The 25,232-nt window shown below is 65.9% G+C and carries 21 protein-coding genes; 10 read left to right on the forward strand and 11 right to left on the reverse strand.

All coding sequences use genetic code 11. The annotated features are described in order from the left end of the window. Positions 1-17: 17 nt before the first annotated feature. Positions 18-1,427 carry a M20/M25/M40 family metallo-hydrolase gene (locus ACI3K3_RS03940; protein ID WP_404912222.1) on the forward strand — a complete coding sequence of 470 codons (1,410 nt, stop codon included), beginning with the start codon at positions 18-20 and terminating at the stop codon, positions 1,425-1,427. 24 nt (positions 1,428-1,451) lie between these two features. Here ACI3K3_RS03940 and ACI3K3_RS03945 read toward each other — a convergent pair whose 3' ends face one another. The 4 genes from ACI3K3_RS03945 to ACI3K3_RS03960 all read right to left on the reverse strand — a co-directional run bounded on the left by ACI3K3_RS03945 (position 1,452) and on the right by ACI3K3_RS03960 (position 7,509). Then, positions 1,452-2,588: an acyltransferase gene (locus ACI3K3_RS03945; RefSeq protein WP_404912223.1), complete on the reverse strand. Its 1,137-nt coding sequence runs from the start codon at positions 2,586-2,588 to the stop codon at positions 1,452-1,454. A gap of 133 nt (positions 2,589-2,721) precedes the next feature. Beyond that, complete coding sequence (locus ACI3K3_RS03950; RefSeq protein ID WP_404912225.1) at positions 2,722-4,347, reverse strand: phytoene desaturase family protein; 1,626 nt, start codon at positions 4,345-4,347, stop codon at positions 2,722-2,724. Positions 4,348-4,370: 23 nt separating this feature from the next. Beyond that, positions 4,371-5,681, reverse strand: a complete 1,311-nt coding sequence (locus tag ACI3K3_RS03955) for an amino acid permease (RefSeq protein WP_404912226.1) — start codon at positions 5,679-5,681, stop codon at positions 4,371-4,373. Positions 5,682-5,775: 94 nt separating this feature from the next. Continuing rightward, positions 5,776-7,509 carry a gamma-glutamyltransferase family protein gene (locus ACI3K3_RS03960; RefSeq protein ID WP_404912227.1) on the reverse strand — a complete coding sequence of 578 codons (1,734 nt, stop codon included), beginning with the start codon at positions 7,507-7,509 and terminating at the stop codon, positions 5,776-5,778. Positions 7,510-7,671: 162 nt separating this feature from the next. Here ACI3K3_RS03960 and ACI3K3_RS03965 point away from each other — a divergent pair, with 162 nt between their 5' ends. The 5 genes from ACI3K3_RS03965 to ACI3K3_RS03985 are packed head-to-tail and all read left to right on the forward strand — an operon-like array spanning position 7,672 to position 12,776. Further along, positions 7,672-8,124, forward strand: a complete 453-nt coding sequence (locus tag ACI3K3_RS03965; protein ID WP_404912228.1) for a MarR family winged helix-turn-helix transcriptional regulator — start codon at positions 7,672-7,674, stop codon at positions 8,122-8,124. Then, entirely contained in the window at positions 8,121-10,184 is a 2,064-nt protein-coding gene (locus ACI3K3_RS03970; protein WP_404912229.1) for an FUSC family protein, read from the forward strand. Before ACI3K3_RS03965 ends, ACI3K3_RS03970 begins: the two co-directional genes overlap by 4 nt. After that, on the forward strand, positions 10,181-10,396 hold the full coding sequence (locus ACI3K3_RS03975; RefSeq protein WP_404912230.1) for a DUF1656 domain-containing protein: 216 nt from the start codon (positions 10,181-10,183) through the stop codon (positions 10,394-10,396). The genes ACI3K3_RS03970 and ACI3K3_RS03975 overlap by 4 nt, the downstream gene beginning before the upstream one ends. Then, positions 10,393-11,337, forward strand: a complete 945-nt coding sequence (locus ACI3K3_RS03980) for an efflux RND transporter periplasmic adaptor subunit (RefSeq protein WP_404912231.1) — start codon at positions 10,393-10,395, stop codon at positions 11,335-11,337. The genes ACI3K3_RS03975 and ACI3K3_RS03980 overlap by 4 nt, the downstream gene beginning before the upstream one ends. A gap of 23 nt (positions 11,338-11,360) precedes the next feature. After that, a complete protein-coding gene (locus tag ACI3K3_RS03985; protein WP_404912370.1) occupies positions 11,361-12,776 on the forward strand; it encodes an efflux transporter outer membrane subunit in 1,416 nt (471 codons plus the stop codon). A gap of 3 nt (positions 12,777-12,779) precedes the next feature. Here the strand turns inward: ACI3K3_RS03985 and ACI3K3_RS03990 are convergent, their stop codons facing one another. The 5 genes from ACI3K3_RS03990 to ACI3K3_RS04010 form a co-directional block, all read right to left on the reverse strand. After that, positions 12,780-13,931 (reverse strand): glycosyltransferase, encoded by a 1,152-nt coding sequence (locus tag ACI3K3_RS03990; RefSeq protein WP_404912232.1) that lies wholly within the window; start codon positions 13,929-13,931, stop codon positions 12,780-12,782. 5 nt (positions 13,932-13,936) lie between these two features. Continuing rightward, positions 13,937-14,452, reverse strand: coding sequence for a DUF2141 domain-containing protein (locus tag ACI3K3_RS03995; RefSeq protein WP_404912234.1), 516 nt, complete (start codon positions 14,450-14,452; stop codon positions 13,937-13,939). Continuing rightward, positions 14,449-15,390, reverse strand: a complete 942-nt coding sequence (locus tag ACI3K3_RS04000) for a hypothetical protein (RefSeq protein ID WP_404912235.1) — start codon at positions 15,388-15,390, stop codon at positions 14,449-14,451. Before ACI3K3_RS04000 ends, ACI3K3_RS03995 begins: the two co-directional genes overlap by 4 nt. A 23-nt stretch (positions 15,391-15,413) precedes the next feature. Beyond that, on the reverse strand, positions 15,414-16,604 hold the full coding sequence (locus ACI3K3_RS04005) for a glycosyltransferase (protein ID WP_404912237.1): 1,191 nt from the start codon (positions 16,602-16,604) through the stop codon (positions 15,414-15,416). A 128-nt stretch (positions 16,605-16,732) separates the two neighbouring features. Next, the gene (locus tag ACI3K3_RS04010; protein WP_404912239.1) at positions 16,733-17,512 is read right to left on the reverse strand and encodes a DUF2334 domain-containing protein; all 780 of its coding nucleotides are present in this window, start codon (positions 17,510-17,512) and stop codon (positions 16,733-16,735) included. Between the two features lie 256 nt (positions 17,513-17,768). Here ACI3K3_RS04010 and ACI3K3_RS04015 point away from each other — a divergent pair, with 256 nt between their 5' ends. Beyond that, a complete protein-coding gene (locus tag ACI3K3_RS04015; protein WP_404912240.1) occupies positions 17,769-19,550 on the forward strand; it encodes a DEAD/DEAH box helicase in 1,782 nt (593 codons plus the stop codon). A 104-nt stretch (positions 19,551-19,654) separates the two neighbouring features. Here ACI3K3_RS04015 and ACI3K3_RS04020 read toward each other — a convergent pair whose 3' ends face one another. After that, on the reverse strand, positions 19,655-20,113 hold the full coding sequence (locus ACI3K3_RS04020) for a GreA/GreB family elongation factor (RefSeq protein ID WP_404912242.1): 459 nt from the start codon (positions 20,111-20,113) through the stop codon (positions 19,655-19,657). Then, the gene (locus ACI3K3_RS04025; RefSeq protein ID WP_404912244.1) at positions 20,110-21,987 is read right to left on the reverse strand and encodes an ABC-F family ATP-binding cassette domain-containing protein; all 1,878 of its coding nucleotides are present in this window, start codon (positions 21,985-21,987) and stop codon (positions 20,110-20,112) included. Before ACI3K3_RS04025 ends, ACI3K3_RS04020 begins: the two co-directional genes overlap by 4 nt. Before the next feature lie 241 nt (positions 21,988-22,228). Here ACI3K3_RS04025 and ACI3K3_RS04030 point away from each other — a divergent pair, with 241 nt between their 5' ends. The 3 genes from ACI3K3_RS04030 (at position 22,229) to ACI3K3_RS04040 (ending at position 25,204) form a co-directional block, all read left to right on the forward strand. Beyond that, positions 22,229-22,555, forward strand: coding sequence for a septum formation initiator family protein (locus ACI3K3_RS04030; protein WP_404912246.1), 327 nt, complete (start codon positions 22,229-22,231; stop codon positions 22,553-22,555). Between the two features lie 184 nt (positions 22,556-22,739). Further along, entirely contained in the window at positions 22,740-23,825 is a 1,086-nt protein-coding gene (gene pdhA / locus ACI3K3_RS04035) for a pyruvate dehydrogenase (acetyl-transferring) E1 component subunit alpha (protein WP_313440242.1), read from the forward strand. Further along, complete coding sequence (locus ACI3K3_RS04040; protein WP_404912247.1) at positions 23,825-25,204, forward strand: pyruvate dehydrogenase complex E1 component subunit beta; 1,380 nt, start codon at positions 23,825-23,827, stop codon at positions 25,202-25,204. Before pdhA ends, ACI3K3_RS04040 begins: the two co-directional genes overlap by 1 nt. Positions 25,205-25,232: the final 28 nt, after the last annotated feature.

The following is a 25,232-nucleotide window of genomic DNA, read 5'->3' on the forward strand; positions in this document are numbered from 1 at the left end:
TCAGGGGCACCAAATTCATGCGGATCATTGCATCCACCGTCTTCACGCTCGGCGCCATCATCGCTGCGTCCACCACGGCCCAGGCGGCACCGAAACCCTATCCGCAGGCTGAGAAGCAGGTTCTCGAAATCTCGAAGCAGGCGATTGCGCTGCGCTCGGTGGAAGGCGAAGGCAACCAGACGCAGCAGGTTGCGGAACTCTTCCGCAAGGAACTGCTCGCCAACGGCTGGGACGCCAGGGACATCGAGATCGTTCCGCACAAGGACACGGCCTACCTGATCGCCACCTGGCCGGGCAGCGACCCTGCGCTCAAGCCGGTCGTCGTTTCCGCGCACATGGACGTGGTGGAGGCCAAGGCTGCCGACTGGGAACGCGATCCGTTCACGCCGGTGGTCGAGAACGGCTATCTCTACGGACGGGGCGCCAGCGACACCAAGTTCGAGGCAGTGCTGGCGATGGAATCGATGATCGAACTGCGCAAGCAGGGCTTCAAGCCGAAGCGCACGTTGGTGATCGCCTATTCCGGCGACGAGGAAACCTCGATGGCAACCTCCAAGCTGATTGCCGAGCGGCTGAAGAACGCGGAACTCGTGCTCAATGTCGATGGATCGTCCGGAACGCTTTCCGAAAAGACAGGCAAGCCCGCGTTCTGGTCCTGGGGCGGCGCCGAGAAGACCTACGTCGATTACCGGATCGAGGTGACGAACCCCGGCGGCCACAGCTCCGCGCCGCGCACGGAGAATGCGATCGTCCAGCTTTCCGAGGTGCTGGAGCGGATCGGTCACTATCACTTCAAGCCTGAGCTGAACGACATCACCCGCGCCTACTGGGTCGAGGCCGCCAAGCTGGAACCCGATGCCACCGTGGCCGGCGCCATGCGCGCATTTGCGGCCAATCCCAACGACGAGGCGGCGCTCAAGGTGCTGCGCGCCAATCCCTCCATGGTGGGCCGCACCGGCACGACGTGCGTTCCCACGATGATCTCGGGCGGTCATGCCCAGAACGCCTTGCCGCAACGAGCGACCGCCAATATCAATTGCCGCATCTTCCCCGGCCACACGCGGGAGGAGATCATGGCCGAGCTGGCAAAGGTTGCGGCAATGCCCGCCGCCAGGTTCTCAGACGTGACCGGAGACGCCTCGACGATGTCGCCTGCCTCGCCGATGCGCGCGGACTTCGTGGCCGCCACCCGCAAGGCGGTGACCGCAGCCTGGGGGCCGATCCCGATCATCCCCTCGCAAGCGTCCGGTGCCTCGGATTCGATGTGGTACCGCGCACTCGGCGTGCCGAGCTACAGTGCGAGCGCCTCTATGATGAAGGACTCCGACGAGTTCGCCCACGGTCTCAACGAGCGTCTGCCGTTGTTGAACGTCCGGCCGGGGATCACCTACTACATCAGCCTCTACAAGGATCTTGCCGGCAATTGAGTTGGTGAAATGGAAACTGGCGGTTCAGGCGACCGCCGGTTTCCTCCCCGCAAGTCGCCCGCCGCTGAGAATGCGCGCGGGACCGGGCGCGGCGCGGCTGAGCAGGGTGCCCAGCAGGACCACGGCCAGCAGCACGATCAGCGGCTGGGCAACGAGATAGACCGGATAGAGCGGCGAGCCGAGCGTGCCGAACAGCCTGCCCAGCAGCGGACCGCCCAGCCAGATCAGGATCAGGTGCGAGCAGAACAGGAAGAACGCGAAAGGCTCGATCTTCAGCAGCGGGCGCCGCACGACCGTTCCGGCCAGACCCCAGGAGATGCGCCAGTAGGCCAGCGCCGCCGATATGCGCACGGCCAGGTCGAGCGTCGCGGCAGGGAGGCTGATCGGAGACCAGTCGACCACGAGCGTGAAGTAAAGCTGCACGGCGGTCAGCACCGCGAATGGCGCCAGCGCGGCGGCCAGGGGCCAGGTGGCGATCCGGTCCGACAAATTCTCGCGCCGGGCGATGATGCCGAGAGTGAAGAAGAACGGTATCGACGCACGCATGAAGATGGGCGGCCCCCAACCGGCGATCTGGCAGACTGCCGCCACCAGCGCTATCGCCAGCAGGGTCCGCTTGCCGCAGCGCACCAGCAGCGGCGCCAGCAACATGCAGAGAAACAGATCGCGCAGGAACGGCATCTGGACGTTGATGTCCGGGTTACGGCTGGCGATGAACACTTCCTGGAAGATCCAGTCCAGCGACTGCGGGGTCGGCGCGGCCAGCCGCGTGACGACCGCTGCGCCGGAGACGAGCAGGATGGCAAGCGCGTTCCACAGCACCATCGGCAGCAGGATGGTCTTGGCCTTGCGCCCCACGTGACTCGCCCAGTCGAAGGTGCGGCTGGATCCGGCCACCAGCCAGCCGGAAATTAGCCCGAGCAGCGGGACGGCGCTGCGACCGAACACGTCCATCAGCACCCAACGCAAGTTCTCCTGCGGGGTGCCGTGGGCAAGCTGGAGATCGTATCCGGTCAAGCCGGTCCAGGCGTGAACGTAGACGACGCCAAGGATACAGACCACGCGAGCCACCGAAATGGCATCGGACCGGCGCCGCGCGTCGATATTTAAAGCTTCAGACAATCCGCTGTCCCAGTTCTTGGCCAGTTTTTGGCGACCCATCGAACTGCCTCGCCTGCCGGATAACGATCCGGGGAGAAGAGGCTGCTCGTCTGAGGCGTCAAACCAACAGGATGGAAAGAGGTCTGTTCTTATTCGGCAGGATGAGCCGCAAAAGGGATGAGCGGGCGTTCCGTTACGAACTTCGTGAAATAAAGCGGCGGTGAGGATTTCCGAAGCGCTTGTTGTCGGCGATGACTTCATGCGCGCAGTTGTGGCCCGGCGCGCCGGTTACGCCGCCGCCGGGATGCGTGCCCGAGCCGCACATGTAGAGCCCCGCGATCGGCCCCCGATAGGCGCCATGGCCCAGCACCGGCCGCGCCGACCACATCTGGTCGAGCGTGAGATTGCCGTGCATGATGTCTCCGCCGACCAGCCCGAACTTCCGCTCCAACCCCTTGGGGCTGAGCACCTGCCGCCCGAGGATCGAGGCGCGGAACCCTGGTGCATGGTCCTCTACGGTGTCGATCACCGTATCGGCCGCCTTGTCCTCCTCCACATCCCAGTCACGCCCATCCGGCAGTTCCGGCGCGAACTGTTGGCAGAACAGGCTGGCGACATGACCGCCTTCCGGCGCGAGGCTGTCGTCCACGGTCGAGGGGATCAGCATCTCGACGATCGGTTTCTTCGACCAGCCATGGACCTTCGCGTCCAGGAAGGCGCGGTCCATGTAGTCGAGCGTCGGCGCGATGATGATGCCGGACTTATGGTGCTCACCCGGTTTGGGCAGGCAGGTGAAGCGGGGCAGTTCCGAAAGCGCCACGTTCATCCGGAAAGTGCCGCTGCCCGCCTTGAAGCCTTTCATGCGCCGCCGAAAATCGGGGGTGAGGTCGCTCTGCGCGATCATCCTGCCGTAGAGCAGCTTGGGCCCGACATTGGCGATCACCCGCCTGGCGGCGATTTCCTCGCCGCTTTCCAGCCGCACGCCCGCGACCTTGCCGCCATCGACAAGCACTTGCTCCACGGCGCTCTCCAGGCTGATCTCCACGCCGAGGTTGCGGCAGACATCGCCCATGATGCGGGTGATATTGCCCATGCCGCCTACCGAGTGACCCCAGGCGCCCTTCTTGCCGTTAACTTCGCCGAAGACGTGGTGAAGCAGCACATAGGCGCTGCCCGGCGTATCGGGAGAGGCGTAGTTGCCGACGACCGCGTCGAAGCCGAAGGCGGCTTTCACCGCCTCGCTCTCGAACCAGCCGTCCAGCAGCGCGCGGGCGGACTTGGTGAAGAGGTCGAGCGCGTCGCGCTGCGCCTCCAGCGACAGGCCCGCCAGCTTGCGGCCCTGAAGGGCAGCCTCGATCAACCCCCGCCAGCCGTCGCTGGCATTGGGCGGCGATTTCAGCGCCAGGTCGCGCAGCACATCGGCCACCGCCTCCAGCGATGCGTAATAAGCAGGAAGCACTTCGGCATCGTGCGCGGAAAAGCGCCGGAACTCGGCCTGGGTGCGCTCCAGCCCGCCGCCGAGTTTAAGATAGCCGCCGTCTTCCTGGGGCAGCATGTTCGAGATCGGCCGCTCGATCACGCGGTAGCCATGTTCGGCCAGCCGCATGTCGGCGATGACCTTGGGCTGGAGCAGGCTGACGGTATAGCTGGCGACCGAGTTGCGGAAACCGGGATGGAACTCCTCGGTCACGGCTGCGCCGCCCACCACGTTCCGCCGTTCCAGAATGCGGACCTTCATCCCCGCGCGGGCAAGATAGAAGGCGCAGACCAGGCCGTTGTGGCCGCCGCCGACGATCAGGGCATCGTAGTGCTTGGTCATGCGGGCGGCGTCCTTTTTCGTGGTCAGTCGATCTCGTTGCGCCGCAGCCAGAGCCAGATCGGCAGGCCCAGCGCCATCAGCACGAAGCTCATCCCGCTGGCGCCGATGCCTGCGCCCCACAATGTCCACACGGCGTAGACCGCGCCGATCGCTGCCGGAACCCGCGCTACGCCAAGCTTGAGCGCGGCCAGAGAGCAGGCAAGGTAGAGCCAGAGCGTGGAGGAGGTGGAGAGCAGGAGCAGGTATTCGAACAGGGCCTGCATGGTCCGGCTGGCGTTCATCGCCGCGAAGAAGCTGGCGACCACGGCCGAGATCAGCAAGGCCCGCCGGGCCGTCCCGCGCGCGTCGGTCTGCGCGAACCAGTGCGGCAGCAGGCGTCGCGCCGCCATGTCGCGGACCATCTCGGCTTCGAGCAAGGTCCAGCCGTTGAGTGCGCCGATACAGCTTATCACGGCGAAGATGGCGACGAGGGTGGCCACGTCTCCATCCAGGAAGTGGGCGACGAAAGTGGCGAAGGGCGCGGCGGAATGCGCGGTCACGTCGCTTGGCAGGAGAAGGGCGATGGCGGAGCACACCAGAAGGTAGAGCCCGCCCGTCAGTGCAGTACCCCACAGGGTCGCTCGGGCGACGTTCACGGTCGGGTTGCGGACCCTCGCTGCGGCGACGCTGGCGGATTCGAAGCCCAGCAGAGCCCACAGCGTCATCGTTGCCGCACCGTTGACGGCACCGGTATGCACTTGCGCAGGATCGAAGGCCGGGAGCGTTGCCTGCCCGCTCGACAGGACATAGGCGGCCAGCACGATCACCACCACCAGCGGGATGACCTTCAGGGCCAGGGTGACGATCTGGAACCGTCCGGCGGCGCGGGTGCCGCGCAAGTTCACCAGCGTCATCAGCCACAGCAATACGATCGCGGCAAGGGCGGGCACATGTTCGCCGCGCCCCAGGAACGGCACCATGCTCGACAGGTAACTGACGGCGGCGACAGCGATGGTGACCACCGATGTCCAGAGCGAGACGAGATAGATCCAGCTGATGAAGAAGCCGACGCGCCTTCCGAAGGCATCGGTGACGAAGCCGGCAGGGCCGCCGTCCGCGGGCCGTTCGTGAGTCAGCCGGCTCAGGACGTAGGCGAGGACCAGGGCACCGGCGATGGTGGCGACCCACCCGATCACTCCGTTCCAGCCGAACGGCGCCAGGCTGGCCGGCAGCAGGAACACGCCGGAACCGATCATGTTGCCCATCACCAGCGCGATCGCGGCCATGAGGCCGAGGCTGCCTGTCGCCGTCCTGATGCCGGGATCATCGTCTTGCCGGTGCTGATCGCCTGCCATGTCGTCTCCCTAGGTGAGGGCAGTGGGATTGAAGGCAGCGGCCCCTAGGCGATGATTATGCTATTTTCAATGCGAGGGAAGCACGGTTCTCGGTTCAGAACCCGCGCGCGACCCCTTCGCGCCTTGGATCGGCACCGCCGACATAGCCCTTGGGTGTGGCGACGATCGCCTGAAGACCGGATTCCTCGCCTCTGGCGGTGGAGAGCCGCATGTTCCGTGCTGCAAGCCCGTCCATGATCGGCTGGGGGAACTTGTCGGCGCTGTAGCTGTCTCCCCTGGCGACCAGATTGGGCAGAGAGACGGCCTGTTGCGGCGTCATCTTCCAGTCGAGCAGCGCGACCAGCACCTTGAGGTTGTAAGCCTGGATGGCCGAGCCTCCCGGCGAACCGGCGGCCGCCACGAACTTGCGCTGCGGCGTCAGCACGACGGCGGGGGCCATGCTGGAGCGCGGGCGCTTGCCGGGCCCCACGGCATTGGCGGCCTTCGCCCCATCCTCGTCCTTGGGGGTAAACGAGAAGTCGGTAAGTTGGTTGTTGAGGAAGAAGCCGCCCACCATGCGGCCGGAGCCGAAGATGCTCTCGACGGTGGTGGTCATGGAGACGACATTGCCCTGCGCATCGACGATGACGACGTGGCTGGTGCCGCCGGGCTCTTCCGTTGCGTCCGGCCCGACTTTCGGCCCGCCGCTGGGCATTCCGAACGTCACCGGCCCCGCCTTTTCCCCGATCTCGGCGGCCCGGCCTTTCAGGTAAGCCGGATCGAGCAACCCTGCGAGGGGCACTTGCACGAAGGCGGGATCGCCCACGTACCGGTCGCGATCGGCGTAAGCGAGGCGGCTTGCCTGTGCGAAAGTGAACCAGGCTTTCTCATCCGAGGCGTCACGCTTGCCGATATCGGTATGTTCGAGCACGCCGAGCGCGATCTGGAGGCCGGGGCCGCCTGACGGCGCCTGCGGCGTGCAGACGAGGTAAAGGCGATAGGGCTGGCAAAGCGCCGGGCCGGAATGCGGTCGGTAGTTAGCCATGTCGGCCAGCGTCAGGGTGCTGGGGCGCGGGCCTTCGTGGACGCGGTCGACGATCTGCTGGGCGAGTGGGCCGGTAAGCAGTCCCGAAGCGCCATAGCGGGCGATCCGCTCCAGTGACTGGGCATAGTCAGCGTTCTTCAGTCGATCGCCGGCGACGTAGCGAGTCCCGTCGGCCTTGGTGAAATAGCGTCGCGCGTCGGGTGCGGCGGCCTGGGGCGCCTTGCTTGCGATCATGCCGGCCAGGCGCGGGCTGACGATGAACCCGTCCTTCGCCAGCAGATGCGCTTCGTCGAACAGGCCTGCCCAGGGCAGCTTGCCGTGATCGCGGTGCGCCATGTCGAGCATGGCGATCGCACCGGGCACGCCGGTCGAGATACCCCCGAGCACGGCTTCGGCGAAAGGCAGTCGCTTGCCGCCGTCATCCAGGAACAGGTTTCCGGAGGCGCCGGACGGAGCGACTTCGCGACCGTCATAGGCGGTCGTCTTACGGCTGGCAGCGTCGTAGTAGACCATGAAGGCACCGCCGCCGATGCCCGAGCTTTGGGGCTCCACAAGCCCCAGCACGGCCTGGATGGCCACGGCCGCGTCCACGGCGGAGCCTCCGGCTTTCAGCACGTCCACACCGGCTTTCACCGCCAGTGGATTGGCCGCTGCGACCATGGCGTGACGGGCGGATGCCGACTGCTCGACCCGCTCCGGCTTCGTCGGCGCTGTCGTTTCGGCCGTTTGCTTGGCCATGACCGGACTGGCAGCCAGCGCAACGGCAGACAGGCCGAGAGCGAGGATCGATCGGCGCAAGGGCATTCTCCGGAAAACGACAGGCATTTGCGGGGGCTTAGCGACCTCCATCGCGTCGCGCTACCATCGTATCGCAGGGTGCTGCGTTGCAATAAGTGCAAGGGCAATGCGATAATATCCAAGCGAGCCGATCTTGCGCGGATTAGTTAGCACGCTAATTACTGTGACATGCAAGATCGACAATCGAGCGAGAAGGCTCTGGCCGCAAGGTTGGGGCCGGTTTCGCGTTCATGGCAACAGCTGGCCGATTCGGCGCTTTCCTCGCTCGGGGTTTCCAATTCCTCGGGATGGGCGCTGGTGCACCTGCTTCGGCTGGGCGACGATGTTCGGCAGGGCGATCTTGCACGCGTGATCAACGTCACCGAACCCTCGCTGGTGCGCACGCTTCATCTGCTGGAAGACGCCGGCCTTGTGGAACGCGTGGCCGACGATAGCGATCGGCGGGCCAAGAACCTGCGGCTCACGGCAGAAGGCGTCACTGCCGCGCGGCGCATCGACAAGCGATTGATCGAGTTGCGCGCGAGCCTGCTCGATGGCATTCCCACTGAAGATGTCGAGACTGTCGTGCGGGTGCTCGATCGCATCGCGGCACGCATTGCGGAAAGCGCCGCCCGGCAATGACGAAGCGTTTCGGACTGGACGCCGCGCTGTTCTCCGTGAAGGCCTATCTGGCCTCGATGCTGGCCATCTACATCGCCCTCTCGATCGGCCTGGAGCGGCCTTACTGGGCTTTCCTGACGTCCTACATCGTTGCTCAGCCGCTGGCGGCCACGGTCGTGTCCAAGGCGATGTTCCGCGTGGTGGGCACTCTGGTCGGCGCGGCCATGGCGGTGGTCCTGGTGCCGAACCTCGTGCAGAAGCCGGAACTGCTGGTTCTTGGCATCGGCGCCTGGCTTGCGCTTTGCGTCTTCGTTTCGTTGCTGGATCGCACGCCGCGTTCCTATACCTTCGTATTGGCGGGCTATACGGCGGTGCTCATCGTGCTTCCCACCGTCGATGTGCCCGACACGATCTTCACCGTAGCCGCCCTGCGCGTGCAGGAGATCACGATCGGCATTCTTTGCGGCAGCTTCGTTCATGCGCTGGTGCTGCCGCAGTCCGTCTCGGCCTTCATGCTGCAACGCGTCTCCAACATCCTTGCCGATGCCGAGCGCTGGTCGCGCGATTCGCTTCAGCTCGAAGCGGTTCCGGCCATCGAGAAGGAACGCCAGCGTCTGGCGCTCGACGTTACCGAGTTGCATCAGCTGTCGATCCACCTTCCTTACGAGAGCACCAGGATCGCACCGCGCATCCGCACCGTGCGCGCCTTGCAGGATCAGCTCTCGCTGATCATGCCGCTGGGCGCCGCGGTGACCGACCGCATAGCGCAGCTTCACGCCGCCGGTGCCATCTCGCAAGATGTCGAGACGCTGCTTGCGGATACCCGCGCCTGGTTCGGCCAATTGGACAAGCTTTCGCTCGCGGAGCGCGAGGAGGCCGCCATTGCCCTGCAGGAGCGCAGCCGCGCGCTGGAGCCGCAGGTCGGGCCGGAGGTCTCCTGGAACGACCTGATCCTTCTCAGCCTGCTGTCGCGTCTTTCCGCCCTGGTGGATGCCCACCGCGATTGCCGGATACTGGCCGAGCAGCTCGCCACGCCCAGCACGAAGCCCGTCAGCCCACGCGCCGCCAAGTTGGTCGAAGGACGGCGCGGCAGGGAACTGCACGTCGATGTCGGCGGCGCCACGCGGGGCGCGATCGGGGCCTTCCTCACCATCGTTCTCGGCTGTGCCCTATGGATCGGGTCCGGCTGGCACGAGGGCGCGACGGCGATCATGCTGGCAGGCGTCTTCACCGCGCTTTTCGCGGCCGCGCCCGACCCGTTGGCACCGTTGCGCTCGTTCTTCGCAGGCACGCTTCTCGCCACCCTGATCGGGTTGCTCTATGGCTTCGTGCTCATGCCCCGGCTCGACGGTTTCGGTCAGTACGCCGCCGCCATGGCGCCGATGCTGCTCATGCTGGGCGCGCTGATGCAGTCCCCGCGCTGGAGCGGAATTGCTTTGCCGATGCTGTTGGGACTGGGCTCGCCGGTGCTTGTATCCGATCGCTACATCGGGGGCTTCGCCGGCTTCGTGAACGGAGCATTCGCGCAGCTTGTCGGCATTCTTTTCGCGATCATCGTCATCCGCCTGCTCAATTCCACCGGAACGCATGCCGCGATCCGCCGCACCGTCCGTGCCGGCTGGGCCGACATTGCCGAACGCGCCAACCTCATGAGCCCGCCCGACGTGCGCGCCTGGATCAACCGCATGCTGGACCGCATCGCGCTGCTGGCGCCCCGCCTCGCGATGGCGGGCCGTTCGCCGGGCGCGCCGCTCTACGATGCGCTGCGCGACTTGCGCACCGGCATCGCCATCGGCGAACTGCGCGAGCTACGCCTCGCCATGCCGCCTTCCAGGCGTGGGCCGTTGACCGAAGTTCTCCAGAAAGTGGGCGACTATTACCGGAGCCTCGATCCCGACCGGCCCGCGCCCGCAGATCCCATCCTGCTTGAGGATATCGACATTGCCATGACCGCCGTCCTGAATGACGAAAACCCGCAACTCAGCCGTGCGGGGGCGCTGGGGCTGGTCAGCCTGCGCCGCAACCTCTTTCCCGCCGCCAGCCCCGCCCGGCAGGCGATGACGATCGAGGTGCCGGCATGAGGGGGGAAGTCTCTTTCGACGGGGTGTTCCTCCCCACGCTGCTGGTCCTGGCCATCATCGCCTCGGTCATCACCCTGGTGCTGATGCGCATTGCCAACGTCATCGGTTTCTACCGCCTCTTCGCCTATCGGGCGATGGTGGACCTCTGCCTCTACATCCTCGTGCTCGGGCTTCTCGTCTGGGCCTCTCCCTTGATCGGTTTCCGCCAATGAAGCGCTTTCTTGCCCGCGTCGCCCCGAGCCTTGCCACTACCGTGCTGGTCATCATCGCCGCCATCATCGCGATCTGGCTATGGCGTCACTACGAGGACAGCCCCTGGACCCGAGACGGCCGCGTCCGCGCCGATGTCGTGCGCGTCACGCCGGACATCGGCGGCCTGGTCACTTCGGTGGAGGTGAAGGACAACCAGGTGGTCAAGGCTGGCGACCTGCTCTTCGTGATCGACCGTCCGCGCTATTCGCTGGCGGTGGAGCAGGCGCAGGCCGCCGTCGCCAGCGCGCAGGCGCGACTGGGGCAGGCCCAGCGGGAGGCCAAGCGCGACCTGGCGCTGGGAGACCTGGTGGCCACCGAAACCCACGAGCAGAACGTGGCCGCCGTCGCCACCGCGCGCGCCGCGCTCGACCAGGCGCGCAGCGCGCTGGACAAGGCCAAGCTCGACCTTGCGCGCACCAACGTCCACGCCTCGGTCAACGGCACGGTCACCAACCTCGACCTGCATCCGGGCGACTACGTGGCGCCGGGCAACCAGGCCATGGCCCTGATCGACAGCGATTCCATCCGTATCGAAGGCTACTTCGAGGAAACCAAGCTGGCCAACATCCATGTCGGCTCGCCGGTCACGGTCGTGCTCATGGGCGAGGACCGTCCGCTCAAGGGCGTGGTGGAAAGCATCGCGGCAGGCATCAACGACACTACCCGGAGCGATTCGCGCAACCTCCTGCCGAGCGTGGACGCGACCTTCACCTGGGTCCGCCTCGCCCAGCGCATCCCGGTGCGGGTGCGCCTGACCGAAGTGCCCGACGACGTGAGCCTGATCTCCGGCCGCACCGCGACCGTGACCATTGAACAACCGGGCGAAGCGGGGCGCAAAAGTGCGCGGCAGGTCCGGCGCGCTCAGCCCCAGCCGGCTGCTTCGGCGGAGGCAGTCCAGTGACTTGGCCAGTGACTGGGCCAGCGATCCGTCACGGAGCTTCCCTCGTTGCACTCGCGCTGCTGGCCGGTTGCGCCACGGCCGGCCCCGACTACGCGCCGCCGGAGCACTCCGTGGCGACGACCCCCGGAGCCAATGGCGCGTTCCTCTCCGGGCAGGGGCCTGCGTTCTCTCAGGCCGAACTGCCGGATCGCTGGTGGCGGCTCTACGACGATCCGCAGTTGGACGGGCTGGTCGAACAGGCGCTGGCAGCGAACGCGAACATCCGCGCCGCCGATGCCAACTTGCGCAAGGCCGATGCCGTGCTTCGCGAGACGACCGGACAGAGGGCCCTCAACACCACGATCGGGGGTAAGGGCAATCTCGAGCGGGACTATTCCGTGCCCTCGGCCGGGACCGATCTGCCCGGCGTGCTGACGTACAATCTTGGCCTGACGCTATCCTATCCGCTAGATCTCAACGGCAAGATCAAGCGCGCCATCGAGAGCAGCTTGGCCGACCGCGAAGCGGTGGAAGCCGCGCGTGACGCGGTGCGGATCAGCGTCGCGGCCGCAACGACCAAGGCCTATGCCGACGTCTGCGCCGCGAACTACCAGATCGCCACGGTGCAGCGGGTCGTCACGCTGCAACAGCAGACCCTCGATGCGACGGTTCGCCTGCAACGCGGCGGTCGCGGCACGGCTTTCGACGTGAGCCGGGCGCGTACCGCCGTGGAAAGCAGCAAGGCCAATCTTCCGGCCTTCCATGCCAAGCGGCAGACTGCGCTCTATTTGCTGGCCACCCTGCTCGGCAAGGCGCCTGCGGAATACCCCCGGGAAGTCGAGACATGCGCAACGCTTCCGCGCCTGTCGCAGCCCATGCCGATCGGGGACGGCGCCGCGCTGATCCGCCGTCGTCCGGACATTCGCCAGGCCGAGCGCCTGATCGCCGGCGATACGGCGCGCATCGGTGTCGCAACCGCCGACCTCTACCCCACGGTCAGCATCGGCGGCGGCATCATCACCGACGGCAAGCTGGAGAACTTCGGCAAGACGCATAGCTTCGGGTTCAGCCTGGGACCGCTGTTGAGCTGGTCGTTCCCCAACCGACCCATCGTGCGGGCACGGATCGATGCCGCGAACGCGCAAGTGGAAGCCGACCTCGCGCGGTTCGACCAGACCGTGCTGGACGCCTTGCGCGGCACGGAAACGGCGCTGGAGACTTATGCGCGCGATACCGACCGGGCGGTCGCGCTCGAAAGCGCAAGCGACAGCGCCGGGCTCTCGGCGCAGCAGGCGGGCAAGCTGTTCCGCTTCGGACGCAGCGACTTCCTGAACCTGCTGAGCGCACAGGGCGCGCTGGCAACCGCGCAAGTGAACCATGCCGCGGCCCAGACAGCGCTTGTGGATGACCAGATCGCGGTGTTCCTGGCGCTTGGAGGCGGCTGGCAGAAGGCCGAGTAGGGCTCAGGCCGCCTGCCGCCGCCTGTCGAGGCAGGCGGCGTAGGCTGCAAAGAGTTCGTGGAAGTGCTCGTCCATCGTGCGGGCCGTTGCGCGCGGGCGAGGGCGCTCGCGCACGACGTTTAGTATCGCCTGCGCCGCCGCATTGCTGTCGGCCGCCGCATAGGTTCTTCCCGCGCCGCCTGCGGCATGGTCCGCCGCGCCGCCTGCGTCCGGGACCACGACGGGGATGCCGCTTGCCCGCGCTTCGGCGGCAGTCATGCAGAAGGTCTCGGCCTCGCAGCCGTGAACCAGCGCATCGGCGCTCGCCATGATCCGGGCGAAGTGGGCGCGATCGCGTTCCGGCGCGAACAGGCGGACATGCGGATTGCCGGCGATATGGCGCAGGATTGTGCGCCGTTCCCGTCCTTCGCCCAGCATGACAAGCCCGATCGGGCTCTGTTGGCTGGCCAGGCTCACCGCGTCGATCACCAGCGGCCAGCGCTTCTCGGGCGCGAGACGGCCTACGCCCAGCAGCAGGGCGGCGCTTTCCGGCAACCCGCAGTCCGCCAGCAGGCGCGCCCGCAGCGCCGGATCGCGATGTGCGGGCGAGAAGCAGCCCCGCTCGACCCCCATCGGGATCGTCACGACATGCGAGACGCCGCCCTCGGTCAGGCGCCGAGAAAGGTCGCGGTTGGCGCAGACGACATGATCGAACTTGCGGCTGTGGCGCCGCAGGTGTTCCCAGAATATCGAGAATTGCCGGTCGATCGTCTGGCGCGAGAAGATATTGCCCAACCAGCGGTAGGCATAGGCGGAGAGCGGATCGGCATGCATGACCAGACTGCGCGGCGCGGTTCCCGCCCAGTCCGCCACCAACCCGGCGCTACGCCAGGGCGAGGTCGCCTCCACGAAATCCGGCGCTTCGGCATCGAGCGCCGCATGGAGTTGCCGGCTTTCCGCGAAGTAGCCGTACTTTCGGTCCAGAGGGAAGCGCGGGCTCTTTATCGTGACGATCCTTGCGCCGGGGCCGCGCTCGATGACGGCGTCGCTGTCTCCGGGGGCCAGAACGACGATCTCGTGCCCCAGCATGGGGCCGATGCGCAGCTTCTGCTCCACATAAGTACGCACCCCGCCGCCGTGGGGCGAGTAAAAGGCGCAGACGTCGACGATCTTCATGCGGGTCAGGAACCTTGCTTCAGCGGCGCCACGCCAAGGCCGCTGCGATAATTGAGGACGATGCGCAGGGGCGTCAGGCCGTCTCCGGCCGTGGCGCTGGCCTTGCGCACCGGGGGCTTGCCCAGCCCCAGCCGGGGATTGCCGGAGAAGCCGATGCCGTCGATCGTCCAGTTGAACCTGCGGTCTCCATCGCGATCGTGGAGCAGGCTGACTGCATAGACGCCGGGGGCGGGCAGCCGGACACAGAGGCGGGGTGTGCCGCTGGCGGGTATGGGAACCTCGACGCGGCGAAAGGTCTTGCCGGCACTGACCAGCGCATTGTCGTCGGCCAGGAAATCCGCCTGGTTGGCGGGATAGACCTCCAGCTTCAGCTTGCCGGTGCGATCCTTCAGGCCCACCGGCTCGACCATGAAAGCGGGACCGGCCTCGTCCACGCGGCATTGACCGGGCGCCTTGCCGAGATCGGGAGTGGAGGGGATCAGCGCGGCCGCCAGCAGCCGGAGGATCGAGGAGATGCTCATGCCGGTTGCTCCGGAACGGTGAGATCGCGGATGGCCAGCAGGCCGCCGAGCAGCAGATGCGCCGCCAGGATCAGTCCGGCCATCAGCGTCATGAGCGCGCCGATGTCCTGTTCGAGGCCCAGGGCCAGCACGGCGACGCCGGCGAAGAGCAGGTCCTTGTTAGGGATCAGCGGTAGGCGCGAAACCAGCAGGCGCAGCGTCGCCATGAACAGCCATAAGGACAATTGCACCTCGGGCAGGGCGAGATGCCAGAGCAGGGCGTTGAACAGCGTGGTCAGCGCGATGCGGCCGAGATGCACCTGAGCGATCATCGACAACTCCGCACGCGGCAGAGTGAAGACCCGGCGGCGGAAAAGCATGGCCACGGCGGATAGCAGCACCATCACGCCCAGCGAGAGCGTGATCATGCGCGTATCGAGGCCGCCCTGGTCGAAGCCGAGCCGCGCGGTGCCGACGAAAGGCACCATGATCGCGAGCAGGGCGATCGTTACGCCGTTGCCGGTCATCGCGGAAAGGATCGCCACGTCCTTCACCGCGCCGAAGGGTGCGGCATCGAGCGAGACGCGGCGGCGGGCCCAAGTGTAGAAATAGGCCTCGCCAAGATAGCCGAGGAGGAGTTCGTTGTAGACCTTCTTGCGCAGCAGCGCGATCAGGCCCGAGGCCGGAACGCCCCAGAGGCGGCGGAATATCAGCCACTCGCTGGCAGGGGTGATCAGGTAGCTCGCCGCGAAGACGGCCCAGAACGCCGGGCTGGCGGGGATCATGGCGGACAGGTGCCGCATGTCGAGCCCGTCCATCTCATGGAACACGACCGCGATCACCCCGAGGGAGAGGGCGATAGAGAACAGCGCATTGCGGCCCAGGCGCGGATTGCGATCCTGGGGCGTCAACTGGATCGTCCGGCTTTCGGGCGCCAGGGCGGCAGCGGTTTCTGTCACGAAGGTCTCCGCTTGGGGATGTCTCAAAGCGATCGCTGCCAGGGCGAGTGGGTCGCCCATGCACTCAGGCCCAGCCGCCGGCGGCGCAGGCTCTCCCGCTCGCGGCGCAGTTGCGCCATCATATCGAGGTAGCGGTGCGCCGCGCCTTCGACTTCGTAGCGAGACGCGACCGCGCGAGCCCGCTGCGCGTCTCCGGCAAGATCGCGAATACGCTCCAGACCTTCCGCGAAGGCCCGTTCGTCGCCCGTCGGCACGAGCAGGCCGGTGCGGTCGTTCTCGACCAGGCAGTTCATGCTTACGCAGCAGTCGGTCGAGAGGACGGGAAGGCCGGCCGCGAGTGCCTCGACGACGACGCCGGGGAGGCCCTCGTAGTTGGAGCTCAGCACGAAAACGTCGGCCTCGGCCATCAAGGGATCGATGCTGGCGACATGCCCGACGAGGCGCACGCGATCGGATATGCCGAGTTCACCGGCCCATTGGACGATGGCCGCGCGTTGCTGGCCCTCACCCGCGATCGTCAGGGTGTCCGAAGGCCGCGCAGATCGGGCGAAAGCACGCAGCAGCAGGGCATGGTTCTTCTGGGGGACGAGACGACCGGCCGTGAGATAGCGCGTTCCCCATACCGATGCTGTTCTAGGCTTGTGCTTCGCCAGTGTGCGCAGCCGTGCGCGCGAGAGGATCGGATTGGAGATCACCTCGACCCGGCAGGCCTCCACGCGCGTGGTGTCGCGGATTTCCCGGCTCATCGGCTCGGAGAGAGCGACCATCCGATCGAACAGCCGGCCTTGGGCGCGCAGCCAGAGCCCATACGCGGCGCGCATCGGCGCGGGCATGTCCGGGCGGTGCAGGGCGTTGCTGACTTTCAGCGCCATCGAAGGAGCATGATCGCCCAGCAGCAGCTTCATCGCGGCGCCCACAACGGCATATGTGTTTCCGGGGAGGAACACCACGTCGGCGCTATGCTCCACCAGGTAGCTGTAGAGGCAGTAGATCATCCACGGCGTTTCCCAGGATGCCGTGGGAATGCGCGATGGCACCTGCCAGTAATTCAATGGCGGCGCGCTGGCGAGATGGTTGCAGCCCGAACGGCCCAGCACGGTCGTCACCTCGTGGCCTGCACCGACCCAGCGCGAGGCGAGGCCCAGGGCGACACGCTCGACACCGCCCGGATCGAGGCTGTGGATCGGCACCACGATCCTGAGCTTGTCCGTCATACGACCCCTCTTATGACCTTGCGCGACATGATCTCGTTGTTGGAAAGGGCTCGTATGGGGGCTAGATGTCGGGTCTGTGACGCTGCGGGGCCTCGTCATGGAGCGGACGCGAAAGCTCTAGAAAAGAGTCACCGTTCCGCCATGGAATCGCATAAATCCTGGTACTTCGACGGAGTATGCGTGGCGGCGAAGCGCTTGAGTGTCTTATCGATGCTGGCCATGAGCGATGCCTTGGTGACATCGCCGGGATGCACCGCGACGCGCACCGTCTCCATCATGGGCAGGGCACGGCGGGCGAGGGCGGCGAAAGCAAGCGAGGATGCGGTACGGGCGGTGGAGCGACTCGCCCAGGTGATCACCGGTCCCTTTGCGAGAGTGGTGTCGCTTTCGGCCGACCACACACGCCAGTGATCCTCGACGATCGGCAAGCCGGCCTTGCGCAGGGCAGCGCGCGCACCGTCGCCATAGAGCCAGGCAGGCGCCACGAAACCGGCAGCGGGGCGGCCGGTTACGTCTTCCACCAGCGCCTTGCCGTCCAGCATGCGCGATAGCGCGGTCGCTTCGTCGAGGCCGAGGAACTCGCCTTCTCCAGCGGTCATGTGCCGGGCCTTGAACCGTGCCGTGCCCCGGTGCTGCCCGCCGCCGTTCTCGGCATCGTCCTTGTGGAACCAGCCGTGGACGAACATTTCGATGCCGGAATCGGCCCAGTTTCTGAGGCGCGCCTGGAAACGCCTGTCCTGTGACAGGGGATGCCGACCCCAATGGTCGGGCACCACCAGCATGGCGAAGTGCGGCCCGCCAAGCCGCCGTTCCAGCAGTTCGGCCAATCGCAGCACCGCCGCTTCGGATCCCGATCCCACGTCATGAATGGAGGCAAGCAGGCGCTTGGGACTCGCTATTCCCGTCATGATATGTCACAGCCATCCACACGAGCGCGCCTGGGCTTCGCTCATGAAAATCGTGTGACAAACAGACGGAATTGCGCGTCTGCGACCGAATATTTGTCTGTCGCGCAAGGCCATTGTTGCCTTTTATGAAATTGGTGCGCGCCAAACCGGACTTTTTTGTCTATGGAGCGCCTCAACCAGGGCCCGTTGGGTCGCACACTTCGCACAGGCCCGCCCTTACAGACCGCGACGGCGGCATAGGACAGATTCGAAACGCATGACTTTTTCCCAGCTCCCCCAACCTCTTGCCGACGCGCTTACGGCGCATGGTTATGAGAACCTGACCCCGGTGCAGGCCGCCGTCGCCGAAGCCGAGGCGCGTGGGCGCGACCTGGTGGTGTCGGCACAGACCGGCTCGGGCAAGACCGTCGCCTTCGGCATCGCCATGAGCGACGAACTTCTGGCAGACGGCTCCATCCCCTACGCCGAGGCGCCGCTGGCGCTGGCGATCGCACCGACCCGTGAACTGGCGCAGCAGGTGAGCCGCGAGCTGGAATGGCTCTACGCCTCCACCGGCGCGCGCATCGTCACCTGCGTCGGCGGCATGGACCCGGTGCGTGAGCGCAAGGCGCTGGAGCGCGGCGCCACGATCGTGGTCGGAACGCCGGGACGCCTTCGCGACCATCTCGAACGCGGCAAGCTCGACCTCTCGTCCTTGCGCGTCGTCGTGCTCGACGAAGCGGACGAGATGCTCGACATGGGCTTCCGCGAAGACCTGGAAGAGATGCTCGATGCGATGCCGGAAAGCCGCCGCACGCTGCTGTTCTCGGCCACCATGCCCCGCCCGATCGAAGCACTTGCCCGTCGGTACCAGAAAGACGCGCTGCGCATTTCGACCGTCAGTGAAAACCGCGGTCACGGCGACATCACGTACCAGGCGGTAACCGTCGCTCCGGCCGACGTCGAGAACGCGGTGGTCAACCTGCTCCGCCTGCATGACGCAGAAACCGCGATCCTGTTCTGCGCCACACGCGACAATGTGAAGCACCTGCATTCGACGCTGACCGAGCGCGGCTTCTCCGCCGTGGCACTTTCGGGCGAGCATTCGCAGAATGAGCGCAACAACGCGTTGCAGGCGCTGCGCGACAAGCGCGCCCGCGTTTGCGTCGCCACCGACGTGGCAGCGCGCGGCATCGACCTTCCTTCGTTGACGCTCGTCGTCCACGTCGAGATCCCCCGCGATGCGGAAACGCTCCAGCACCGTTCGGGCCGTACCGGCCGCGCCGGCAAGAAGGGCACCGCTGTGCTCATCGTGCCGTTCCCGCGCCGTCGCCGCGTCGAAGGCATGCTGCGCGGCGCGCGCATCGAAGCCGAGTGGATTGCCGCACCGACGCCGGAAGTCATCCGCGCCGCCGACCGTGGCCGCCTGATGGAAAAGCTGCTGGCGCCGGTCGAGGCCGACGAGGAAGATCGCGAGATCGCCCGCGAAATCCTGGACAAGGTCAGCGCCGAGGATCTCGCTGCCGCCCTGGTTCGCGCGCACCGCGCCGCCATGCCGCAGCCCGAGGAACTTATCGGCAACAGCCCCGAAGCCCGCGAAGCGCGCCAGCGTCCCGGTTTCGACGACGTGGTGTGGTTCACCATGGATATCGGCCGCCAGCAGAATGCCGATCCGCGCTGGATCCTGCCGCTGCTGTGCCGTCGCGGTCACGTCACCCGCAATGCGGTTGGCCAGATCCGTATCATGGCAAACCAGACCTACTTCCAGATCCCGCGCGCGCAGGCGGAGCAGTTCGTGCGTGCCGTCGAACGCACCGCGAACGACGACAGCGGCGACGTGGAAAACACCATCCGCATCGAACAGGCGCAGGATACCCCGCGCGAAGTCGGTCGCGAACGTCGCCGCGAAGGGCCGCAGGGTCGTGGCCGCAAGCCGCACGGCGGTCGTGAGGATGGACCTCGCGGCAGCTACCAGCCGCGTCCGACCGGTGGTGCCCGCCCGGAACGCAGCGGCGGCGGCAAGCCGTTCCACAAGAAGCCGAAGAAGGGCAACTGGTAAGCTCTTCGCGGACGATCGATAAGGAAAAGGCGGGGCTTGGACCCCGCCTTTTCTTTTTGGTGGCGATGTATTTCGTGGGGGAAGCGCTGCATCAGCCCGACGCCTCAAACGTCGAGGCCAAGCACCTCTATGGCTTCTTCCCGTCCGTTGAAGTCGACGAAATCGCCGACCTCCGCTCCAAGCAATGCACGCGCGAGCGGAGCGGTGAAGGCGAGGGCTCCCCGCGCCGGATCGGCCTCGTCATGGCCGACGATGTGCACCTCGCGCTCCTTGCCGTTCAAGGCAAAGCGCACCCGGTGTCCAAACATCGCCCTGTCGCCTGAGGGTGCGGGCTGGACTTCCGCCGTGGCCAGACGCTTGCGCCAGTAGCGCAAGTCGCGCTTCGCGGCATTGATCGGGGTTTCCTCGGAGAGATCCGTAATCAGGGCTTCGAGTGCTGCTATCCGTTCGTCGATCAGCGCGCGACCCTCAACCGTTACAAGGTTCGGGCCGGGCGGTATCGGCACCTCGAACTTGGGTTCGAGGTGCTCCTCGTCGCCGTCTCGCCGAAAGGCGACGCTCATGCGCCGCCGCCCATGTATTCCTCCATGGCCGCGCTGGCTTCGAACCAGCCCAGTTCGGCCGTTTCCAGTTCCTCGGCGGCGAGGGTACGGCGCTTGCCGATCTCACCCAGCCCCAACTTCGCAAGGTCGCCCTTGGCCGAGGACGGGTCCGCCAGCACGGCGTCGAGCGTTTCGAGGTTCTGCTGGATACGCTTCATGCGCGTCTCGGTTTCGGAGACCTTCTTGCGCAGGGCCTTGAGTTCCTCGCGGGCGACCGCGCCGTTCTTGCGGGCGGGCTTGCTCTCGGCCTGCTTGTCGGCAGCCTTGGGCTGGTTCCGGCCCAGTACGAAGTCGATGTAATCTTCCATCGAACCGTCGTAGTTCTCGGCCGTGCCCTGATCGACGAGCACCAGGCGGTCGGCTGCCAGTTCGACCATGTGGCGGTCGTGGCTCACCAGGATCACGGCGCCGGCGAAATCGTTGAGCGCCTGCACCAGCGCCTCGCGCGCATCGACGTCGAGGTGGTTGGTCGGTTCGTCGAGGATCAGCATGTGCGGCGCGTCGCGCGTGACCAGCGCCAGCGCGAGGCGCGCGCGCTCTCCGCCTGAAAGCGTGCCGATCCCGGCTGTCGCGCGGGGGCCGGAGAAGCCGAAGCGGCCAAGCTGTCCGCGCACCGCGACAGGCGGCTTGTCCACCATCGCACGGGTCATCAGTTCGAGCGGGGTCGAATCGGAAGGCAGTTCCTCCACCTGGTACTGCGTGAAGTAGCCGATTCGGATCTTGGGCGAGAAGGTCAGCGAACCTTCCATCGGCTCCAGCTGGCGGGCGAGCAGGCGCGCCAGGGTCGTCTTGCCGTTGCCGTTGCGGCCGAGCAGCGCGATGCGGTCCTCGGGATCGATGCGCAGGTTCAGGCGGCGCAGGATCGGGTTATCCGCTTCGTAGCCCACGGAGGCGAGGTCGAGCGTCACCAGCGGCGGACGCAGTTCGTCGGGGCTGGGGAAATCGAAGCTCAGCGAGGAATCCTCGGCCATGGCGGCGATCGGCTGCATCCTTGCCAGCATCTTGGCGCGCGACTGCGCCTGCTTCGCGGTGGAGGCGCGGGCCGAATTGCGGGCGACATAATCGGCCAGCTTCTTGCGCTGGGCATCCTGATTCGCCCGCGCGGCGACCGCCTGCGCGGCGCGTTCGGCACGGATGCGCTCGAAACTGTCGTAAGTGCCGGGATAGAGAGTCAGCTTGCCCTGCTGGAGATGCAGGATGTGATCGACCACGTTGTTGAGCAAGTCGCGCTCGTGGCTGATGACGACCAGCGTCTTGGGATAGGTCTGGAGGAAGTTCTCCAGCCAGAGCGTGGCTTCGAGGTCGAGGTGGTTCGAGGGTTCGTCGAGCAGCAGCACGTCGGGCTGCGAGAACAGCAGGCCGGCCAGCGCCACGCGCATCTTCCAGCCGCCGGAAAAGCTGTCGAGCGGGCGGTTCTGCATGTCCTCGTCGAAGCCGAGGCCTACGAGAATGCGGGCGGCACGGGCTTCGCCGGTATAGGCGTCGATGGCGATCAGCCGATCGTGGAGGTCCCCCAGGCGGTTCGGATCGACGCAGGTTTCGGCCTCCGCGAGGAGGGACATGCGTCCGGCATCGGCATCGAGGACGGCCTGAAGCGCGGTTACGTCGCCTGCGGGGGCTTCCTGCGCGATGTAGCCCAGGCGCGCGCGGCGCGGCATGTCGACCGAGCCTTCGTCGGGTTCCAGTTCCCCGATGATCGCTTTCACCAAGGTGGATTTGCCTGCGCCGTTGCGGCCGATCAGGCCGACCTTGCCATCCTTGGGGATGGTGGCAGCGGCCTGGTCGAGGATAGTGCGCCCGCCAAGGCGGACGGTAATGTCGCGGATAGTCAGCATGGGGGAGCGCCTAGAGGATTTTGCGCGCAGTTGGAAACATCTTCCGAACTTGTTCGCTATAAGGCGCTATGTTCACCCGTGAACGTGCCGAAGACCCGTCCCAAGACCTGTGCCGAAGTTATCAACACCTCTATGCCCCGCCTTGCGATGACAGGTTCTGTTACGGCCTGTTCGCGAACTGGGCGAATCGGTTATCAATTTAGCTTGCAACGCAGAATCACTTATGATTCTATCGCTTTTCATGAGGGCCAACTCTTCCGTCATGCGTCAGGACGCCAGCCTTGCCAAGGAACGCCTGGTCCAGGGCATCGCGCTTGCGCTGCTCCTGCTGATGGGCACGTTCGTGATCGCCGGCCCGAGCGGGCTGATCGCCTGGACCGAGAATCAGCACATGTTGGAAGAGCGCCGCGAAAAGCTGGCCGAACTTCGCCTTACCCGCGATCACCTGAAGAACCGGGTAGGCCTGCTCGATCAGAACCACGTCGATCCCGATCTGGCCGGCGAGTTGCTGCGCAGCAATCTGAACGTGGCGCGCCCCGACGAAATGGTGATGCTCCTCGACAAGTAGGGGCTGGCCGCAGGTGAAAACACCTGCCGCTTCAGGTCAAATCCAGGGCAAATGTGGCCACTCTGTTGCGGGCGGCCATAATTTTTGTGCCACCTGCGGCAAATTTCCTTCATCGCGCTTTCGATTTCCGCTGGGCGTCCTATAAGCGGCCCGAAATCAATCGCACCAACGATGGGGAGTCCCGTTGCCCAAAGCCAAGACTGACGCCGGGTCCGGCGTCGAGCAAGCCGTAACACCGGCACTGGACGAAGACTTCGCGCTGCACAGCCTCCAGGAGGCACTCGCGGCCGATCGGCGCTACACGCCGAACAAGGAAGAGCTTCTCAACCTTTACGAGCAGATGGTTCTCATCCGCCGTTTCGAAGAACGCGCAGGCCAGCTTTACGGCCTGGGCCTGATCGGCGGCTTCTGTCACCTTTACATCGGCCAGGAAGCCGTTGCCGTGGGCCTTCAGTCCGCGCTCGATTCCAACCGCGATTCGGTGATCACCGGCTATCGCGACCACGGCCACATGCTTGCCTACGGTATCGACCCGAAGGTGATCATGGCCGAGCTTACCGGCCGCGAAGCCGGTATCTCGCGCGGCAAGGGCGGTTCCATGCATATGTTCAGCGTGGAGCATAAGTTCTACGGCGGACACGGCATCGTCGGCGCGCAAGTGTCGCTCGGCGCGGGCCTGGCCTTTGCGCACAAGTACCGTGAAGACGGCGGCGTCGCGATGGCCTACTTCGGCGACGGCGCGGCCAACCAGGGCCAGGTCTACGAGAGCTTCAACATGGCTGCTCTCTGGAAGCTGCCGATCATCTTCGTGATCGAGAACAACGGCTACGCCATGGGCACCGCCGTGAAGCGCGGCTCGGCCGAAACGCACTTCTATCGCCGCGGCACCGCGTTCCGCATCCCCGGCATGCAGGTGGACGGCATGGACGTGCTCGAAGTCCGCAAGGCCGCCGAAGTGGCGCTGGAATATGTCCGCGCGGGCAACGGTCCGGTTCTCATGGAACTGAACACCTACCGTTATCGCGGCCACTCGATGTCCGACCCCGCGAAGTACCGGAGCCGCGAGGAAGTGCAGGACGTTCGCGAGAAGCGCGATCCGATCGAGCACGTGAAGCAGGATCTGGCCGCGCTTGGCGTGGACGAGGCCGCGCTGAAGGAAATCGACAAGCGCGTGCGCGCGCAAGTCGCGGAATCGGCCGACTTCGCGGAAAACTCGCCCGAGCCGGAACCCTCTGAACTCTATACTGACGTCCTGGTGGAGCGCTACTGATGGCGATCGAACTTAAGATGCCGGCGCTCTCTCCGACGATGGAAGAGGGCAAGCTTGCCCGCTGGCTGGTCAAGGAAGGCGACGAAGTCGCTTCCGGCGATATCCTCGCCGAAATCGAGACCGACAAGGCGACGATGGAATTCGAAGCCGTCGACGAGGGCACCGTTGGCAAGATCCTCGTGGCCGAAGGCACCGAGGGCGTGAAGGTCGGCACGGTCATCGCCGTGATCGCCGGTGAAGGCGAAGACGCTTCGGCGATCTCGGCGCCGGCCCCCAAGTCGGAGGCTGCCGAAGCCCAGTCCGGTGCGACGCAGAACAAGCCTGCCGACAGCGGTACTGCGCAGCTGGTGGTGGATGTCCAGACGAAGAAGGACCCCGAAGTCCCTCACGGCACCAACATGAAGACCTCCACCGTGCGCGAAGCTCTGCGCGACGCCATGGCCGAGGAAATGCGCCGTGACGATCGCGTCTTCGTGATGGGCGAGGAAGTGGCCGAGTACCAGGGCGCCTACAAGGTCACCCAGGGCCTGCTCGAGGAATTCGGTCCGCAGCGCGTGATCGATACCCCGATCACCGAATACGGCTTTGCAGGTATCGGCACCGGCGCCGCCATGGGCGGCCTGCGTCCGGTCATCGAGTTCATGACGTTCAACTTCGCCATGCAGGCGATCGACCACATCATCAACTCGGCCGCCAAGACCAACTACATGTCGGGTGGCCAGATGCGCTGCCCGATCGTGTTCCGCGGTCCGAACGGCGCCGCTGCCCGCGTCGGTGCACAGCACTCGCAGAACTACGGTCCGTGGTACGCCAACGTACCGGGTCTGGTCGTGATCGCGCCGTTCGATGCCTCGGATGCCAAGGGTCTGCTCAAGGCCGCCATCCGCAGCGACGACCCGGTCGTGTTCCTCGAGAACGAACTGGTCTACGGTCGTTCGTTCGAACTGCCCGAACTCGACGATCACGTCCTGCCGATCGGCAAGGCGCGCATCATGCGCGAAGGCAAGGACGTGACGATCGTGTCCTATTCGATCGGCGTCGGCCTCGCCCTCGAAGCCGCCGAGCAACTGGCCGGTGAAGGCATCGATGCCGAAGTGATCGACCTTCGCACCCTGCGCCCGCTGGACAAGGCAACCGTCCTGGCCAGCCTCGCCAAGACCAACCGCATGGTCGTGGCCGAAGAAGGCTTCCCGGTCTGCTCGATCGCTTCCGAGATCATCGCGATCTGCATGGAAGAAGGCTTCGACGACCTCGACGCCCCGGTCGTTCGCGTCTGCAACGAAGACGTGCCGCTGCCTTACGCGGCCAACCTCGAAAAGCTCGCGTTGATCGACACGCCCCGCATCGTCGAGGCGGTCCGCAAGGTCTGCTACCGCTGATTCTTGCATCGATCGGGCGAGAGCCTCG

The sequence above is a fragment of the Novosphingobium sp. ZW T3_23 genome (assembly GCF_044987305.1).
Classification (GTDB): domain Bacteria; phylum Pseudomonadota; class Alphaproteobacteria; order Sphingomonadales; family Sphingomonadaceae; genus Novosphingobium.

Excerpts from the sequence above, each read along its gene's own strand:
- ACI3K3_RS03960 (WP_404912227.1), bottom strand. The coding sequence starts at position 7,509 with ATGCCCTTGCGCCGATCGATCCTCGCTCTCGGCCTGTCTGCCGTTGCG.
- ACI3K3_RS03940 (WP_404912222.1), top strand. The coding sequence starts at position 18 with ATGCGGATCATTGCATCCACCGTCTTCACGCTCGGCGCCATCATCGCT.
- ACI3K3_RS03970 (WP_404912229.1), top strand. The coding sequence starts at position 8,121 with ATGACGAAGCGTTTCGGACTGGACGCCGCGCTGTTCTCCGTGAAGGCC.
- ACI3K3_RS04015 (WP_404912240.1), top strand. The coding sequence starts at position 17,769 with ATGACTTTTTCCCAGCTCCCCCAACCTCTTGCCGACGCGCTTACGGCG.
- ACI3K3_RS04020 (WP_404912242.1), bottom strand. The coding sequence starts at position 20,113 with ATGAGCGTCGCCTTTCGGCGAGACGGCGACGAGGAGCACCTCGAACCC.
- ACI3K3_RS04030 (WP_404912246.1), top strand. The coding sequence starts at position 22,229 with ATGAGGGCCAACTCTTCCGTCATGCGTCAGGACGCCAGCCTTGCCAAG.
- ACI3K3_RS04040 (WP_404912247.1), top strand. The coding sequence starts at position 23,825 with ATGGCGATCGAACTTAAGATGCCGGCGCTCTCTCCGACGATGGAAGAG.
- ACI3K3_RS03980 (WP_404912231.1), top strand. The coding sequence starts at position 10,393 with ATGAAGCGCTTTCTTGCCCGCGTCGCCCCGAGCCTTGCCACTACCGTG.
- ACI3K3_RS04005 (WP_404912237.1), bottom strand. The coding sequence starts at position 16,604 with ATGACGGACAAGCTCAGGATCGTGGTGCCGATCCACAGCCTCGATCCG.
- ACI3K3_RS03965 (WP_404912228.1), top strand. The coding sequence starts at position 7,672 with ATGCAAGATCGACAATCGAGCGAGAAGGCTCTGGCCGCAAGGTTGGGG.
- ACI3K3_RS03995 (WP_404912234.1), bottom strand. The coding sequence starts at position 14,452 with ATGAGCATCTCCTCGATCCTCCGGCTGCTGGCGGCCGCGCTGATCCCC.
- ACI3K3_RS03950 (WP_404912225.1), bottom strand. The coding sequence starts at position 4,347 with ATGACCAAGCACTACGATGCCCTGATCGTCGGCGGCGGCCACAACGGC.
- ACI3K3_RS03945 (WP_404912223.1), bottom strand. The coding sequence starts at position 2,588 with ATGGGTCGCCAAAAACTGGCCAAGAACTGGGACAGCGGATTGTCTGAA.
- ACI3K3_RS03990 (WP_404912232.1), bottom strand. The coding sequence starts at position 13,931 with ATGAAGATCGTCGACGTCTGCGCCTTTTACTCGCCCCACGGCGGCGGG.
- ACI3K3_RS03955 (WP_404912226.1), bottom strand. The coding sequence starts at position 5,681 with ATGGCAGGCGATCAGCACCGGCAAGACGATGATCCCGGCATCAGGACG.
- ACI3K3_RS04010 (WP_404912239.1), bottom strand. The coding sequence starts at position 17,512 with ATGACGGGAATAGCGAGTCCCAAGCGCCTGCTTGCCTCCATTCATGAC.
- ACI3K3_RS03975 (WP_404912230.1), top strand. The coding sequence starts at position 10,181 with ATGAGGGGGGAAGTCTCTTTCGACGGGGTGTTCCTCCCCACGCTGCTG.
- ACI3K3_RS04025 (WP_404912244.1), bottom strand. The coding sequence starts at position 21,987 with ATGCTGACTATCCGCGACATTACCGTCCGCCTTGGCGGGCGCACTATC.